We start from the raw sequence: 15,510 nt of genomic DNA, 5'->3' as shown, positions 1-15,510 counted from the left end.
TCACAGCGCTTGGTAGCAATTCCGCTCTCTGAAGGCCATACCTTCCTACTCTTCCCGTTCAACGTTGTTCTAGCTTTTTGAATACCTGTACATATACTATTCAAATATAACGTGGTTGTTCCATATAGTCAATATTTCGAGTGTTTCCGAACGATTTAGACATCATACCTGCCGATTCAAACAAATCCTTGTTCGCTGTAACATACAATCCAAGCTCGCTGCGCTTCCTCTCCTCCAAACCGGTTCCCCGCAGCACAAAAAGCAGGCCAAGGCTGCCTGCCTCGGCCTGCTTCATTCTAGCCCCATGACGACTTCCCGATTACTGGGGAATATACAATACCTGGCCTTCTTCCACATTCTGCTCGGACATGCGGTTATACAACAACAGCTCTCGCGGCGTCAGCTGATAGCGCTCGGCAATCACGTCGAGTGTCTCCTCACGCTGAACAATGCACATCCGGACCTTACGGAATGGCGTTTCCTCCCGGCGGTTGCCCAGGAAAAGACTCTTCCATTCCACATCCTCGGACAAAACGGCATCCACCGATTCTTCGATGGCCTGTTCCTCGTCTCGAGCAGCTTGTTCCTGATCCTGAACCGTTCTGCTCGATTGAAGCAATGAGGAGAAGCCTACGCCCGAAGCGGTATTGGCGGTGCTGTTCTTCGCGTTGAAGGCAACCTTCAGCTCCGGTTTGGACGGAGCCTCTTCGACTTGAAGGGAAACCTCCTCCTCTATCTCCTCCAAGGGTTCGGCTTCCTCGGCAAAAACAGGCTGGGCTTCCTCCGTTTCCGGGGAATCCAATACCGGCAGGGCTTGAACCTCTTCGCTTTTGCGCTCAATGACGCCCGGGAAGTCGGCTGCCGGTTCTTCCTGCTGCGGCTCCGGCTGGGCCGCAGCCCGTTCGAACTGCCATACACTCGGAGTCGACGGCTCAGCTGGCTGAAATTCCGTCTCATTATGTAAGGCATATTCGACCGTATCCTGGGCTTCAGGCGTACCGGAGATGCTTACCGTTCGGTCCGAGTCCTGCGCATCCTGAATTTGATTCTCGTATTCCGCCCAAGATGCCAGATACTGCTGCGTGCGCGCATCCGCCTCGGACTCTTGGACTCTGGGCTGAGCCTCGTTGAAATAAGAAGGCGAAGGCGTAGTCGCTTCAGCGTTGGCTCCGCCGCTTTGATACGGTTCATACGGATTGGCTGCGAACTGCTGCTCTACGCCTGCATACATATCATTCGCTTCAGGAGCATGTACCACTGTGAATTCCTCATTGGTCCATACTTGGTCACGAGCTCCCGGAGCCGCCGCCTGGATTCCTTTGAGCGATAAAACCCCCGTTATGTTCAAGCTGCGCTTGGATAACAGATCCACGTCAAAATTCTCGATCTCGACCGCGATGTCATCCAATGACGATACCCGGTTCAGCGGGACCGTGATCTCGACCGGAATCCAATGCTCGAGCGGCTCCGTCTCTCCTGCTTCGGTATCCCCTTTATACAGGCCTGCTAGAAGCAGATGGCCCCGAAGCGTGGCCTGGTCCTGCTGGCTGATCACCTGAATGTGCGGGATCAACTCCGCCTCTTCCAATTCATCGATTCCCGGCAAATCTTCCGTCAAATTAATACGCTCGTAAATATCGAACCGCAATCCGTAGGACTGGTCAAACACGGGAATGTCCTCCTTTTTGGCATATACTATCCGTGATCTGTCATCACGGCATGAGCCTAAGTTTTGCCACTCAATTTATCTATATGCCGAAAACAGGAGAGCATGACTTTTTTGCGAATTGCGCATGGAAGTTACCGGGCATTCAGGGCTGCTGCAGCATCCCCTATTGGTTCGATCCCTCTATGATTCGCTCTCTTAACTCCATCATATCCTGAGGCCACGGCGCCGGCACCTCGATGCTCTCGCCCGTAAAAGGATGATGGAACAACAGGCGTTCGCCATGCAGCGCTTGGCGCGCAAACGTCCCTGGTCCTCCATACAAGACATCCCCCAGAAGCGGATGTCCCATATGGCTTAGATGGACCCGGATCTGATGCGTGCGGCCGGTTTCAAGGCGAATGTGCAGGAGACTGGCTTTCGGATACGCTTCGGCTGAGAGAATATGCGTGATCGCGGCCTGCCCCGTTAATGAAACCCTCCGGCGGCTTGCATGATAGCGGTCCTTGCCGATCGGCAAATCGATGCGCTTCAGCTCCTGCGATACCCTTCCTTGAACGATCGCCGCATACATTCGAATGATCTTCTTCTCCCGCATGGCCTCGTCAAGCTTCAGCTGAGCGTATTCGTTCTTGGAATACAGCACGGGACCCGTCGTATCTTTGTCCAGCCTATGGATGTGCCGGACTGCCGCGTGAATCCCCTCTGCTTCGTAATAGGCGGCCACGACATGATTCAGCGTTGTCTCCCGGCTTTCGTTGTCCGGATGGACCGCCATGCCGGCCGGTTTGTTCACGACCAGGCAGAAATCGTCCTCGTACAACACTTGAAGCTCCTGCCACCTCGGTTCGATGCCGTATTCCCGATAAGGAAAAAGGACCAGCCGAAGCCGGTCCCCTCTCCATTGTATCCCCTGCTCATGATGAAGCTTGCGATACAGCTTCTCGGGCATACCGACCGTTTCCAGAAGCCACTTGGCGGCGGCCTCGTCCCGATCCGGCTGGCCCAACAGCGCCTTGCCGGGCGTCATCTCAAGCCATTCGCCGCGCTTACTCCAGCTGCCCCCGTAACTCATAGGCTTTTGAAGGCGTTATAATTGGCTTCGATGGTAGCATCGATATCTTCCACCGTATGGGCCGCCGAGATGAACATGCCCTCGAATTGGGAAGGAGGCACGCTGACTCCCTCTTGCACCATCGCCGCAAAATAGCGGCGGAAACGGTCCAGGTCACTCGTCTTGGCCGTATCGAAATTCACGACCGGCGTATTCGTGAAGAATGGGCAGACCATGGATCCGATCCGGTTGATCGTAAGCGGGATGCCGAATTCCTTGGCGCTCTGCTCGAATCCTGCCTGAAGGCGGGCCCCCCGTTCCTCCAGCTGCTCATAAACGGCAGGCGTCAACAGCTTCAGGGTGGTGTATCCGGCTGCCATGGCCAGCGGATTTCCGCTTAACGTTCCCGCCTGGTAGATCGGTCCTGCCGGAGCGATCTGATCCATCAGCTCACGCTTGCCTCCATATGCGCCGACCGGCAACCCGCCGCCGATCACCTTGCCCAGGCATGTCAAATCAGGCGTAACGCCGTAACGTCCTTGAGCGCAATTGAGGTCCACCCGGAATCCGGTCATCACCTCGTCAAAAATAAGGATGCTGCCATAATCGGAAGTGACTTTGCGGAGGCCTTCCAGGAATCCTGGTTGCGGCGGAACCACGCCCATATTCCCTGCCACCGGCTCAACGATGACGGCCGCGATCTCTTCGCCGAAACGCTCGAAGGCAAGCTGTACCGATTCCAGGTCGTTATACGGAACCGCAATGGTGTTGGACGCCACGCTTTCCGGCACGCCCGGGCTGTCAGGCAGGCCTAGTGTCGCTATACCGGATCCCGCCTTGATCAGAAGGCTGTCCGCGTGACCGTGGTAGGAGCCCTCGAATTTAATGATTTTGCTGCGTCCGGTATAACCGCGCGCCAGACGGATGGCACTCATGGTGGCTTCCGTGCCGGAATTCACCATTCGCACCACCTCGATCGACGGCACGCGCTCGCACACGAGCTTCGCCATCTTCGTTTCGAGCAGGGTTGGCGCGCCGAAGCTGGTCCCTTTGGCAGCAGTCTCCTGAAGCGCTTCAACGACTTCAGGGTGTGCGTGGCCCATAATCAGCGGTCCCCAGGAACCTACATAATCGATAAAGCTGTTGCCGTCGATGTCGTACACCCGGCTGCCTTCTCCACGATCGATATAAATCGGCGTGAGTCCTACAGATTTAAATGCACGTACCGGACTGTTGACGCCGCCCGGGATATATAACTTCGCTTCTTCGAAAGCAGAACGCGACAACTCTTCTTTTCGCAAATCTTGGCTCATTCTATGCACTCCTAACTCTTTAGTCGTTAATCGTTGCTAGCCGCGCATCCAGCGTGCCGCATCCTTCGAGAAATACGTAATGATAATGTCCGCACCGGCACGCTTCATCCCCGTCAGCAGCTCCATCACGATCGCCTGCTCACTGATCCATCCCTGCTGAGCCGCCGCCTTGATCATGGAATACTCGCCGCTCACGTTGTAAGCGACGATCGGCAGATCAAACTGGTCTCTCAGCAATCGGACAACGTCGAGGTAAGCCATCGCCGGCTTCACCATCAGCATATCCGCGCCTTCCAGCACGTCCGTCTCCGCCTCGCGGAGCGCTTCCCTTACGTTAGCCGGATCCATTTGATAGGTTTTGCGGTCGCCGAACTGCGGAGCGGAGTCTGCGGCTTCGCGGAATGGACCGTAAAAAGCCGAAGCATACTTAACCGAATACGACATGATCGGCACATTATAAAATCCGGCTTCATCGAGTCCGGAACGAATGGCTTGGACAAAGCCGTCCATCATATTGGAAGGTGCGATGATATCGGCTCCCGCTTTCGCCTGGGAGACCGCCGTACGAACGAGCAGCTCCAGCGACTCGTCGTTTAATACGTCGCCGCAGGTGTGACCGTCTCGCTCGAAGGTATGGACCATGCCGCAGTGGCCGTGGTCGGTGAATTCGCACAGGCACGTGTCCGCAATGACCAGAAGATCGGGATGCCACGACTTAATGAGGCGGGTGGCCTCTTGGACGATTCCGTCATCCGCGAAACCGGACGTGCCTACACTGTCTTTTGTCTCAGGAATCCCGAACAGGAGCACGGCAGGAATCCCTAGATTTACGATTTCGTCCACTTCTTCCTTCAAGGTATCCAGCGAAAAATGATATACGCCCGGCATCGAGGAAATTTCGGATTTCACACCGCTGCCATAGGTCACGAAGATCGGCTGAACCAGATCCTCCGTATGAAGCACGGTCTCCCGGACCATGCTGCGAATGCCGGCATTTTGACGCAGCCGGCGATGGCGTACGATTGGAAAACTCATGACGTTGTACCTCCATAAGATGTAATTTAAATCATGTATTTAAAAGATAAGGATATTATGGCGTCGTTATACGGCGTGGATCGCTCTCGTTCCAAACACACAAGGCCTTGACCAGACTGTCGACCGTCGCTTCCTCGGCGAGGAGCGATACGTGCAGTCCGGCTTTCTCCGCGGTTTGCGCGGTCAGCGGTCCGATGCAAGCAATCGTCGATTCCTTCAGCAGATCGGCAGGCTCTGCCACGCCCATCCCCTTCAGCACTTTCAGCAGATTGGTAACCGTAGAAGAACTGGTGAACGTGACCGCATGAATGCCGCCGTCTTGAAGCAGCTTCAGCAGCTCATCATCGTCCTCGCCGCACAGCACGTTCTCGTATATCACGGCTTCCGTCACGTGCAGTCCCATTTCCATAAGCTTCTCCGGCAGCCATCTGCGCGCGAGATCGCCGCGAGGCAGCAGCACGCGCTGGCCCGGCTGAAGCTCTGGACCGTAAGCATCGATAAGGCCCTCCGCCTGGTAACGCTCCTTGATCACCTCGGCGGATATACCGTAATTCCCAAGAGCATCGGCTGTTGCGGGACCTACCGCGACGATGCGTGCCGAGGCCAAAGAGCGAATATCGCGTCCATGCTCCTTCAGGTGGCGGAAGAAAAACTCGACGCCGTTTACGCTGGTGAAGAACACCCAATCATACGTACCCAGCTTGTCCAGCGCTTCTTGAATTCCGGCAAGCCCCTCGCCCTTCGAGGGCATCACCGTTTCAATGACGGGAAACTCATAAGGCTCCCCGCCAAGCTCCTCGATTTGGGATACCAATGAACTGGCTTGGCTTCGGGCCCTCGTGACCAGAATCCTTTTGCCGAACAGGGGCAGCCGTTCCGCCCACTTCAAGTGCTCCCGCTGAAGCACCACCTCGCCAACGACGATGACGGCAGGTGGCTGAAAATCCGCTGCCTTGACCTTGTCCTCGATGTCTGCCAGCGTTCCCGTCAGCGTATCCTGCTCCGCCCGGGTTCCCCATCTTATTAGAGCCACCGGCGTTTCCGGAGGCCTTCCATGCTTCATCAGCTGACGGCTGATATAACCGATCTTCGCCACGCCCATCATAAAAATCAAAGTCCCCGTCGCATGGGTCACCTTATCCCATTGAATCATGCGATCCAGCTTCTCGGGGCTTTCATGTCCTGTAATGATGGATAAGGATGAGGCATGATCGCGATGCGTCACCGGAATTCCTGCATAAGCCGGCACACTGATCGCCGAGGTGATCCCCGGGACGATCTCGTACATGATGCCATGACGATATAACAGCTCCGCTTCTTCGCCGACTCTTCCGAAGATCGTGGGATCGCCGCCCTTTAACCGGACCACCGTCTTGCCTTCCAAAGCATAATCCACCAGCAGTTGATTGATCTGTTCCTGTTTCATCGTATGCCGATCCGGAAGCTTGCCCACGTAGACCTTCTCCGCTCCGGGTTTCATCCAGCGCAGCAGCCGAGGACTGGCTAATCGGTCATAGACCACGACATCCGCTTTTTCAATGCATTCCTTGCCTTTGATCGTAATCAGGCGCGCATCGCCCGGACCTGCTCCCACGAGATAAACCTTGCCTGCCATCCCCTCAACCCCTAACTTGTGCCAGTATCTTCTCCGCTCCTTTAGCTTTCAGCTTTGCAGCCACTTCCACTCCGAGCGCTTCAGGGTCGGTTCCTTCGGCGCTTTCCTTCAAGACGATTTCGCCGTCAGGAGAACCTACCATTCCTGTTAATTGTATAACGTTTTGTTCGCCGCGGGAATCTCCTGCCTCCACATTCTTCATGACGGCGTAAGCCCCGATCGGGACCTGGCATCCGCCGTTCAGCTCGCTTAGAAACTTGCGTTCCGCCGCAACGGTCCGCGCGGTTACTTCATCGTTATAAAGAGAGAGCAGATGCAGCAGCTCTTCATCGTTTTCACGGCACTCAATGCCGAGAGCGCCTTGGCCTACGGCAGGCAGACTGACTTCAACCGGCAGGTACGACGTGATCCGATCCTCCCAGCCCATACGCTGAAGGCCGGCTGTCGCCAGAATGATGGCCTGAAACTCGCCTTCCTCCATTTTGCGAATCCGTGAATCGATGTTTCCCCTGATCCAATCGATCTGCAGATCAGGCCGATAGGCCTTGAGCTGGCTGGACCGGCGCAGACTGCTTGTTCCTACCTTGGCACCTTGAGGAAGGTCATCCAGCGTTGTCCCTTCTTTGGAGATCAGGCAGTCGCGAGGATCCTTTCTTGCGGGCACCGCCCCGGAAACCAGTCCTTCAGGCAGAACGGAAGGCATGTCCTTCATGCTGTGAACCGCCATGTCAATTTCGCCGTCTATCATGGCCTGCTCGATTTCTTTGACAAACAATCCTTTGCCGCCTACCTTGGAAAGGGTAACATCCAGTATGCGGTCGCCCTTGGTGACGATTTTCTTGACCGCGAAGTCATACTCCAATCCGTGCTCCTTGGCCAAACGCTTCAAATCATCGATAACCTGTCCTGTCTGTGTCAGTGCCAGAGCACTTTGTCTACTGCCAACTACGATTGTGCGCATCCTTCATTCCTCCTGATTCTTCTCAATCCACTGCTTGATTTCATCCGGACTCCACGGCACATAACCTCCGCGGCGGATCTCCCCGAGCATGTCCATGCGGTATGCCTTTTGCAACAGCCGCCTGCGCGCGTCGGCGGACTTCACCTCATCCTTGATCATCGAACGCATCCTGTATAAAAAATCCAAATAATCCTCATACTCCGGCCCGAACCGTTCTTCGAGCTCATCGCGTATGTCGCGTGCCGCCATCGGCCCTGCTCCCGACGTGGACACGGCCAGCATAAGCCTTCCCCGCCGCAGCACCGTCGGATTGATAAACGTACCGGCCTCGCCGTCGCTGGCTACGTTAACCAGCACGCCAAGGCGATCGGCGTCCTCGGCGATTTTCAGATTCAGCTTGGCGTCATCCGTTGCCGCATGGACCATGAACGCGCCCGCCGGATCGTCCGGCCGGTACTTCCGTTCCGTCCATTGAAGGGCCTTCTCTCCCGCCAAATGCCGGAGCGTCTCGCTTCTTAGTACAGGACTTACAATATGTACGCTTGCCCCGGCGTTCAGCAAGGTGAGCGCTTTGCGTTCCGCCACCTTGCCTCCGCCGACGATCAAGCATAAACGTCCCCTGCAATTCAGCAGGACGGGCACATAATGGTCATGCGTCATCAGCCGTCACACTCCTGACCAACTGTGGAAAGCGGACCATGTATTCAGAAAAAAATTCAATATAATGAATCCATACCCGATTAAAGCCCATATGGCGGCCTCCCTGCCGGACCTTCTCCACAGTCGGCGTTTGATGAAATACACCATATACATCGCTAGCGCCGTCAGCGTAGACAATACTTTGATATCCAAAAACAGGGTCCACCGCCCGGCCATGGCCACCGACATGACGGCCAAGACAAGCGACATGACCAGAATAATCGTACCGGCCATCAGCGCTTTATAAGAATACACATCCAGCTTCTCCAGACTCGGCAGCCTGCGGACCGTATCATTCCACTGCTTGTGCTTCAGCTTCCGATGGAGAAACATGTAGATCGCCGCAAACACGGCCCCGACGGTCAAAGCGGCGAAGCTGATGCTCGCCAGGGCAATATGAATCAGCAAGAGACGGTGTTCCGTCTCCCAGCTGTACAATGCATTATCTCCTGCCGTGAACCACAAACGATTGACCAGCATCACGCAAAAACCGACGAGGTTGATGAGCAGGACGGCAAATTCCGAGCGTTTCATATACGCCAGGGCAATCGAAGTGATCGAAATGCAAAAGGCCAGCAGGAACAGGAAATCAAACAGCGTAAATACCGGGAAGTGGAAATGTCCGCCCTCCATGGCCCTGATGCCGATGCCCGCGAATTGCAGCAGCGCGGTAATGACAAGAAGCCCTGTGCCTATCCGCTTCGCCACCGAATTGCGTGAAATGCAATCCGAGATATAAAACAGAAGGCTCAGGGCATAGATACAAATGCCGGTGATATAAATTATGTTTAACAGCATGGGTTATACTCACCCTCCTCAAAGGGTGGCTGGGGCCAGAGACACCTTAAGCGGCTTCTCTTCTGCCTGCTGATCTACAGCATTCTTCGTCCGTTCAGCTTTAACGGGTGCAGTTGCTTTCTTGTTGCGGCCGCGGGCTTCCTGCTCATTCTCATGGATCAAGCTTTCCAGCGCAAAGATTTGTGAAAAATAATCCAATGCCTCGCCGCCCTGCTTGCCGCCCGTCATCTCCTTGATCCGGTTGATCGGATCGTGCATCATCTGGTTGACGATGCTCTTGGTCAAACGACGGATGACTTTACGTTGGCGTTCGTCCAGCTCAGGCAGCTTGTTGAACAAGCTTTCCATCGTTTCTTCATGAATGGCGTTCGATTTCTCCTGCAAGGCCCGAATCGCCGGTCTGACACCGAGCGTCTTCAGCCATGTGTGGAATGCATCCATCTCCTCTTGAATCATCACTTCGATCTTCGCTGCTTCCACCCGGCGCATTTCCAGATTGGTTTCCACAATGCCTTCCAGATCATCGATATCGTACAGGAATACGTTGGAGAGCTCCCCAACCGCCGGATCGATGTCCCGCGGAACTGCGATATCAATCATGAACAACGGGCGGGACTGGCGTTTCTTCATGCTCTCTTTAACCCGCTCCGCATTCAGAACATATTCATTCGAGCCTGTGGAGCTAATCACAATGTCGACTTTATTCAACAAATTCTTAGCTTCGGCGATGGTGCACGGCGTTCCTTTGAACTTGCGAGCCAATTCCTCGGCACGGCCAAGCGTGCGGTTGGCCACGATCACTTCGGCCGCGCCGTTGGCATAAAGATGCTTCACGGTAAGCTCGCTCATCTTGCCTGCACCGAGTATCATCACTTTTTTATCGTTAAATGCGCCAAAAATCCGTTTACCCAGTTCCACCGCAGCATAGCTGACCGAAACCGCGCTCTCTCCGATCGAAGTTTCCGAATGCGCCCGCTTGCCGAGCGTAACGGCCTGCTTGAATAACATGTTGAACCAAGTTCCGGTGGCATCATGCTTCTGCGACGTCAAAAAAGCATTGCGCACCTGTCCCAGGATCTGCGTCTCTCCAATGACCATGGAATCCAAACCGCAGGTAACCTTAAACAGATGGGAAATGGCTTGTTCATCTTCATATATATAGAGGTGCTGCGTAAATTCTTCACGATTAATGCCGAACCACTGTTCCATAAAACTGCGGATAAAGTAGCCGCACATATGAAGGCGGTCTACCACAACATAAATCTCAGTACGGTTGCAGGTAGCGACAATGACGCCCTCCAATACGCTCTTGGTCGAATTAAGCTGCTCTAACGCCTTAGGCATGTCTTCTTCCGAGAATGTAAAGCGTTCTCTGACTTCCACGGGCGCCGTGCGATAGTTCAACCCAACAACGACGATGTGCATTGCATGTTCACCTGCCTATTTCTCCGAGTAGTTTTGCCGTTCACAACGGACTGCCTTGACCCTGTTCATTATATCACAGTATGCTGGGCAGCCTTGTCTATTTTATGAAATGTTTATGAAATCCCCATACTTCTTCATTCCATTCTTGAACATTCCTTCCTCTAGATCGCACCTTACTATTGTGGATATAGAACACCCTAGATATACGTATTATTTTCTACGAAATCTCATTTCAGAGAACGACGGCATGGAATGTTCATGAAACTTTTCCATCTTCACAAAATAAATAACCATGGAAATATCCATGGTTATCAGAATACGCGTTTTTTAAGGGCTGGATTAAACGAGCTCAGCCTGTTTCATCTCAGGCGTTTCCACGGTCATTTCGCCGAGTCCGCGCACGAGTTTCTTAGCATAGCATTTTTCAGGTTTCAAAGCGGATACCAGATAGTCAATAGCCAACTGCGGATCTACTGTCTCCCCGCAGGTATAACAGTCAATCGCAGCAAAACCTCTCTCAGGGTATGTGTGAATCGAGAGATGGCTTTCCGACAGCAACACCAGCACAGTCGCACCTTGTGGTTCAAACTGCTTGGATTGGACGGACAATACCGTTGCTCCACATGCTTCAGCGGCTTCCACCATCTGAGCTTGTAAAAATTCTGCACTGTTCAGTAGTTCAAAATCGACTCCCCAAGTATCAACAGCAACGTGTCTTCCGAAAGTTGAGTATTCCATCTTCCGGTTTCCCCCTTCCTAGGAATAAAATGTTTGAAAATTTCATCCGCTAGGACCTACGTCATTCACTTCCCGAGGGAATAATCTCTCGCAACATTACATGTCCTGAGTGAATCCTGGTTCCTATTTTCTTTTCAACGAGATTAAAAATAACATCTATGACGCTTAAATGCAACACCTTTTTCGAAAATAACCCATAAATATTTTACAGCTCAATATATGTGCATTTGAACCACGTGGTGTCTCCGGCCCATGAAATAAATATCACCCGCTCTATGTTACATAAACATGCATGAAACCGAATTTTTAACGATAAATACACATAAAAAAGCCGCCCCTTGCGGGGCAGCCCTCCCTAAGCTTCAAGCACGAACAGGCGCTGATTAAACCGTCGCAGCCTTTCGTCTATCGTCTTCGTAATCAGTTTATCATTCCCTGCTGCAATCCGCTGGTCCAGAAGCACGTTGATATGATGCTGGATGGATTCGATCTCTTTCTCTGCTTCATTGCTGTTAAAGAGACGCTGCAGCTCGCCTGCCGTATTCTTGTACTCATAAATGACAATGCTGTCGTTCCCGGCGACTTGCGTAATTCGATGCACCGTTCCCGCATGGTAGTCGTAGCTCATCGTAAAGCCGCGATAAATCCGATTCACTTTACCTGATCCCTTAAAAGCCGCAAACAGTTTGCGTACGGCATTCGTCAGATGGGGAGTAACCAATCGGCATGACAGCTCACAGACGTACAAGCCATTCTTGCGTTCAAAGGGCAAATGAACTTCTTCCCCGCTTTCATCTTCGAGCACGAACTCCTGCTCTCCGCTATCCATGACTTTTACCCGGTTAGTGACCCGGAAAGCTTGGGTATATTGCAGAAATTGATCCATTTGAATATCCGTCATTTGCATTGTGGCATTAACATATTCTGTGGCTAACCGCTGAGCCATAAAAATCTCCCTCAATTCTTTTAACTTACTACCATTATACAGCAGATCCAAGCGGTTTTTCCTGCCGTTCGAATGAGAATATCCATCATATTTCATAAAAAAACGGAATTAGCCGGAATCAGAGCGATATTTCCCGCAAGATGCTCACTTTCCTGTAAAGAATGCACCGATTCCCTATAACACCCTTGAAAAAACATCACAAACCCATCCGGATCAGACATGCTCGTTGCTTTCATTCTCCGAATCCGGGTGCGGCTCTTCCTCATGATCCTTCGTTCCCATATGGGACTCCATAATGGCCCATAACTCATCTTTACCCAAACCCAGCTCGGATGAAAACATGACAAAGGAATGATAGGGCTTGAAACCGAGCGTTTCCTTCACGATCTTCACATGCTTCTGGCGGCGCGTTTTCGGAATTTTATCCGCCTTGGTCGCGACTACGCACACCGGCCGGTTGTAATGCTGCAGCCATTCATACATGCTGATATCGTCTTTTGAAGGCGGGTGACGCATGTCCACAATCAATAATACAAGCTTCAGTTCTTCCCGGCTGAGCAAATATCTTTCAATCATTTCGCCAAATGCCGCACGCTGGGTCTTGGATACCTTCGCATAACCATAGCCGGGAAAATCGACCAGATACAGGTCGTCGTTCACCCGATAATAGTTGAGCTGCTGTGTCTTCCCCGGCGTGGCGCTTGTACGAGCCAGGTTCTTACGGGATATCATACGGTTAATCAGCGATGACTTGCCCACATTGGAACGCCCTGCCAGAGCAATCTCCGGCAAGGCGTCTTCAGGATATTGGGCAGGTACGACAGCGCTGATGACAAACTCGGCTTTCGTAACTTTCATAATGTAGACTTTCCTCTCTAGTGCACTCCCGCTTGTTCAACGAGCGCATGCTCCAGAACCTGATCCATATGGGATACCGGAACGAACTCCACGTCGTTCTTTACGCTGTCAGGAATATCACGCAGGTCGCGTTCGTTATCCTTAGGGAGCAATATTTTTTTGTAACCGGCACGGTGGGCTGCCAGCGACTTCTCTTTCAAGCCGCCAATCGGCAGTACGCGTCCCCGAAGTGTAATTTCACCCGTCATGGCCACGTCACGGGCTACATGCCGTTTGGTTAAAGATGAGATAAGAGCCGTCGCAATCGTAATGCCGGCTGAAGGGCCATCCTTCGGTATGGCTCCCTCCGGGATATGGATATGGACATCAAGCTTCTCATGGAAATCCGGATCAATGCCCAGCTCTACCGCTTTCGAGCGGGTAAAACTGAAGGCGGCTTGAGCCGATTCCTTCATCACGTCACCAAGCTTGCCCGTCAGCGTCAGCTTGCCGGTACCAGGCACCACGGTTACCTCAATGGTCAGCGTTTCGCCGCCCACTTCCGTCCATGCGAGCCCCGTGACCGTACCCACTTGATCTTCAAGCTCGGCCATGCCATAACGAAACTTCGGAATGCCGAGATAATCCTTGATATCGGCAGCCTTGATCTCGATGGATTCCGATTGCTGGGTCACGATCTGCTTGGCGGCTTTGCGGCACAGCGCCGCCACTTGCTGCTCTAGATTCCGCACGCCGGATTCGCGGGTATATTCCCGGATCACCTTCATCAGCGCTTCCTCGTCCAGAATCAGCTGCTCAGGCTCAAGCCCATGCTCGCTCTTCTGCTTGGGCAGCAAGTAACGGTTGGCGATTTGGAGCTTCTCCAGCTCCGTATACCCCGGAATGTTCAGCACTTCCATCCGGTCCAGGAGCGGTCTTGGAATGTTATGAAGCACGTTTGCCGTCGTGACAAACATCACGTTGGACAGGTCAAAAGGAATTTCCACGAAATGATCGCTGAACGTATTGTTCTGTTCAGGGTCGAGCACTTCAAGCAGTGCGGAAGACGGGTCCCCGCGGAAATCGGATGCCATCTTGTCGATTTCATCCAGCAGGAACACGGGATTCATCGAACCCGCTGTTTTCATGCCTTGAATGATGCGTCCCGGCATAGCTCCGACATAAGTCCGCCGGTGACCGCGAATTTCCGCCTCGTCCCTTACCCCGCCTAACGAGACGCGAACGAACTTGCGCTCCAGGGAACGGGCGATGGACCGGGCAAGCGATGTTTTACCGACGCCCGGAGGGCCGACCAGGCACAAAATAGGCCCCTTCATCTTCTTCACCAGCTTCTGGACCGCCAAATATTCCAGCACGCGTTCTTTCGGCTTCTCGAGACCGTAATGATCCTCGTCCAGCACTTGCTCCGCCTTGACGATGTCTAGATCATCCTCGGTTTTGTTCGTCCACGGCAGTGCCAGCAGCCAATCCACATAGTTCCGGATAACGCCGCCCTCCGCAGAGCTCGCCGGCATTTTCTCGAGTCGGTCGATTTCCTTCTCTACCTTCTCCTGGACGCGTTCCGGCAGTTCAAGCTCCTGAAGCTGACTTCGGAGCTCCTCTACTTCCCCGGCACGGCCTTCCTTGTCGCCAAGCTCTTTCTGGATGGCCTTCATCTGTTCGCGCAAATAGTATTCCTTCTGGGTCTTCTCCATTTGCTTCTTGACCCGCTGGTTGATCTTGCGCTCCAGCTCCAGCACTTCGCGTTCGTTATTCAGTATATCTAGAAGTTTCTCAAGCCGTTTGCGAACGTCGATTGTTTCGAGAATTTCTTGCTTATCCTTGATCTTCAGCGACAAATGACTCGTAATGACGTCCGCCAGCCGTCCTGGCTCATCGATATCGGAAACGGCCGCCAGTGTCTCAGGCGTCACTTTCTTCGACAGATTGATATAATTTTCAAACTGAGACAGTACGGTTCGCATTAATGCGGAGACTTCAGGATCATGGTTCTCCTCTTCGGGAAGCTCCCGAGCGATGACCTCGTAGTAATCCTCTTGATCCGTATATTCAATAACTTCCGCCCGTTCCATACCCTCCACTAGCACACGTATGGTACCGTTTGGAAGCTTAAGCATCTGGCGTACATTCGCAACTGTGCCAATCCGAAAAATATCATCCTGCGTCGGTTCTTCAATGTTCACTTCCGATTGAGAACATAGGAGAATCAAATTGTCTTCAACCATCGCCTTTTCTAAAGCCTTTACCGATTTCTCCCGGCCTACGTCCAAGTGAAGCACCATGCTTGGATAGACCAGAAGACCTCTTAAAGGCAGTAAAGGAAAACGACGACCTTTGGATTTACTGGGTCCCATCGCTTTCGCACCTCCAATGGCTCTCAATGTTGACACTATTCCTATTTT

Annotated in this window: 14 protein-coding genes and 1 other annotated feature (1 of these 15 only partly in view); all 14 genes read right to left on the bottom strand. The window is 53.0% G+C overall.

Annotated elements, in window-relative coordinates; genetic code table 11:
* Positions 1 to 71, bottom strand: a binding site (T-box leader); it reaches 228 nt to the left of the window's first position.
* Between the two features lie 29 nt (positions 72 to 100).
* Positions 101 to 295, bottom strand: a complete 195-nt coding sequence (locus MHI43_RS07600) for a hypothetical protein (protein WP_036662691.1) — start codon at positions 293 to 295, stop codon at positions 101 to 103.
* 24 nt (positions 296 to 319) lie between these two features.
* Positions 320 to 1,669, bottom strand: a complete 1,350-nt coding sequence (locus MHI43_RS07595) for a LysM peptidoglycan-binding domain-containing protein (protein WP_051425342.1) — start codon at positions 1,667 to 1,669, stop codon at positions 320 to 322.
* A 163-nt stretch (positions 1,670 to 1,832) separates the two neighbouring features.
* Entirely contained in the window at positions 1,833 to 2,741 is a 909-nt protein-coding gene (locus tag MHI43_RS07590) for an RluA family pseudouridine synthase (protein WP_036662686.1), read from the bottom strand.
* Positions 2,738 to 4,033, bottom strand: coding sequence for a glutamate-1-semialdehyde 2,1-aminomutase (gene hemL / locus MHI43_RS07585; protein ID WP_009594000.1), 1,296 nt, complete (start codon positions 4,031 to 4,033; stop codon positions 2,738 to 2,740). Before hemL ends, MHI43_RS07590 begins: the two co-directional genes overlap by 4 nt.
* Positions 4,034 to 4,069: 36 nt before the next feature.
* On the bottom strand, positions 4,070 to 5,068 hold the full coding sequence (hemB, locus tag MHI43_RS07580) for a porphobilinogen synthase (protein WP_009594002.1): 999 nt from the start codon (positions 5,066 to 5,068) through the stop codon (positions 4,070 to 4,072).
* 55 nt (positions 5,069 to 5,123) lie between these two features.
* Positions 5,124 to 6,683: a uroporphyrinogen-III C-methyltransferase gene (cobA, locus tag MHI43_RS07575; protein WP_036662683.1), complete on the bottom strand. Its 1,560-nt coding sequence runs from the start codon at positions 6,681 to 6,683 to the stop codon at positions 5,124 to 5,126.
* A 4-nt stretch (positions 6,684 to 6,687) separates the two neighbouring features.
* On the bottom strand, positions 6,688 to 7,644 hold the full coding sequence (gene hemC, locus MHI43_RS07570; RefSeq protein ID WP_009594031.1) for a hydroxymethylbilane synthase: 957 nt from the start codon (positions 7,642 to 7,644) through the stop codon (positions 6,688 to 6,690).
* A gap of 3 nt (positions 7,645 to 7,647) precedes the next feature.
* Positions 7,648 to 8,304, bottom strand: coding sequence for an NAD(P)-dependent oxidoreductase (locus MHI43_RS07565; protein WP_015734004.1), 657 nt, complete (start codon positions 8,302 to 8,304; stop codon positions 7,648 to 7,650).
* Positions 8,305 to 8,310: 6 nt separating this feature from the next.
* On the bottom strand, positions 8,311 to 9,141 hold the full coding sequence (gene ccsA / locus MHI43_RS07560) for a cytochrome c biogenesis protein CcsA (RefSeq protein ID WP_009594011.1): 831 nt from the start codon (positions 9,139 to 9,141) through the stop codon (positions 8,311 to 8,313).
* Between the two features lie 18 nt (positions 9,142 to 9,159).
* Positions 9,160 to 10,566 carry a glutamyl-tRNA reductase gene (gene hemA / locus MHI43_RS07555; RefSeq protein ID WP_015734003.1) on the bottom strand — a complete coding sequence of 469 codons (1,407 nt, stop codon included), beginning with the start codon at positions 10,564 to 10,566 and terminating at the stop codon, positions 9,160 to 9,162.
* A 339-nt stretch (positions 10,567 to 10,905) separates the two neighbouring features.
* On the bottom strand, positions 10,906 to 11,304 hold the full coding sequence (gene speD, locus MHI43_RS07550; RefSeq protein ID WP_006208786.1) for an adenosylmethionine decarboxylase: 399 nt from the start codon (positions 11,302 to 11,304) through the stop codon (positions 10,906 to 10,908).
* 355 nt (positions 11,305 to 11,659) lie between these two features.
* Positions 11,660 to 12,250: a hypothetical protein gene (locus MHI43_RS07545; RefSeq protein WP_015734002.1), complete on the bottom strand. Its 591-nt coding sequence runs from the start codon at positions 12,248 to 12,250 to the stop codon at positions 11,660 to 11,662.
* 213 nt (positions 12,251 to 12,463) lie between these two features.
* Positions 12,464 to 13,108: a ribosome biogenesis GTP-binding protein YihA/YsxC gene (gene yihA, locus MHI43_RS07540; protein ID WP_015734001.1), complete on the bottom strand. Its 645-nt coding sequence runs from the start codon at positions 13,106 to 13,108 to the stop codon at positions 12,464 to 12,466.
* Positions 13,109 to 13,125: 17 nt separating this feature from the next.
* Entirely contained in the window at positions 13,126 to 15,462 is a 2,337-nt protein-coding gene (lon, locus tag MHI43_RS07535) for an endopeptidase La (protein ID WP_015734000.1), read from the bottom strand.
* Positions 15,463 to 15,510: the final 48 nt, after the last annotated feature.

It is taken from the genome of Paenibacillus sp. FSL H8-0457 (genome assembly GCF_038051935.1).
In the GTDB taxonomy this organism is placed as follows: domain Bacteria; phylum Bacillota; class Bacilli; order Paenibacillales; family Paenibacillaceae; genus Paenibacillus_AQ; species Paenibacillus_AQ lautus_A.
Note: the sequence above shows the minus strand (reverse complement) of the source record. Positions and strands in the feature narration are given on the sequence as shown.